This is a genomic window from Paracraurococcus ruber (genome assembly GCF_004353985.1).
GTDB lineage: Bacteria > Pseudomonadota > Alphaproteobacteria > Acetobacterales > Acetobacteraceae > Paracraurococcus > Paracraurococcus ruber.
In genome coordinates, this window is the sequence record NZ_SMOA01000560.1 from 1 (window position 1) to 1,438 (window position 1,438).

Consider the following 1,438-nt stretch of genomic DNA (forward strand, 5'->3'; position numbering starts at 1 on the left):
CGGGTGGCCGCCCGGCGCGGCCGCCGCCGGCGCCGCCGCCGGCCGGGCAAAGAGCGGCAACTCGTCCGACAGCGGGTCGAGGCCCTTGGCACGGGCTTCCAGCGCCGCCAGCACCTGCGCCGCGCGGGCCAGGACGGCGCGCGGCACGCCGGCCAGCTTCGCCACATGCAGGCCCCAGGACCGCTCGGCCGTGCCGGGGGCGACGGCGTGCAGGAACACCACCTCCCCCTTCCATTCCCGCACCCGCATGGTGGCGGGCACCAGTTCGGGCAGCTTGCCGGTCAGCGCCGTCAGTTCGTGGAAATGCGTGGCGAAGATGGTGCGGCAGCGGGTGCGGTCGTGCAGCGCCTCCAGCGCCGCCCAGGCGATGGCGAGCCCGTCCCAGGTGGCGGTGCCCCGCCCGACCTCGTCCAGCACCACCAGGGAATTCGGACCGGCGAGGTTCAGGATCGCCGCCGTCTCCGCCATCTCCACCATGAAGGTGGACCGCCCGCCGGCCAGGTCGTCCGAGGCGCCGACGCGGGAGAAGAGCCGGTCCACCAGCCCCAGCCGGGCGCTGTCCGCCGGCACGAAGAGCCCGGCCTGGGCCAGCACCACGATCAGCGCATTCTGCCGTAGGAAGGTGGACTTGCCCGCCATGTTCGGCCCGGTCAGCAGGCAGAGCCGCCGGCCGGGCGAGAGGTCGCAGTCGTTCGGCACGAAGGCGGGGCCGCGGCTGCGGGCCAGCGCCGCCGCGACCACGGGGTGGCGGCCGGCGGTGATGCAGAAATCGGGGCGGTCGGTCATCTCCGGCCGGCACCAGCCGCCTTCCGCCGCCAGTTCGGCGGCCGCGGCATGGACATCGAGCTCGGCCAGCGCCTCGGCGGCGTCGCCGATGCCGGGGGTGGCGGCCAGGACCAGGTCGCGCAGGTGCCTGGTGATCGCCTTCTCCCGCCGCGCCGCCTGCTCCGCGGCCTCGGACAGCCGGCGGTCCAGATTGGCCAGGGCGGCGCAGGTGAAGCGCACGCCATTGGCCATGGTCTGGCGATGGATGGGGGCGAAGTCGCCGCTCGCCCTGGCCGGCGGGGTCCGCAGCAGCGTCTCCCCAGCGGCAGCCGGCAATTCGGCCAGGAAGCCGAATTGCTGGTGGTGGCGGACCTTCAGCGACGCCACGCCCCAGGCCTGGGCGAGGTCGAGCTGCAGGGCGGCGATGGCGCCGCGGGCGTCGTCCCGCAGCCGCCGCAGCCCGTCGAGCTGGCCATCATAGCCGGCGGCGACGAGCCCGGGATCATCCAGCCGCGCCGGCAGCGTCTCGGCCAGGGCCCGGGCGAGCTCCGGGGCCGGGTCCTGGGCGGGGCGCAGCGCCCGGGCGCTCCCGGCCAGCAGGGCCGGCAGGGGCCCCGCGGCGGTGCCGGGCAGCGCCGGTGCGGCCTCGCCGTCACCCGGCTGCGGCCGCGCG

At 76.6% G+C, this 1,438-nt stretch carries 1 protein-coding gene; it reads right to left on the bottom strand.

Annotation, left to right across the window (positions count from 1 at the left end):
* Positions 1 to 1,438 (bottom strand): DNA mismatch repair protein MutS (mutS, locus tag E2C05_RS31740; RefSeq protein ID WP_133223582.1); only part of this gene is annotated, 1,438 nt, incomplete at both ends.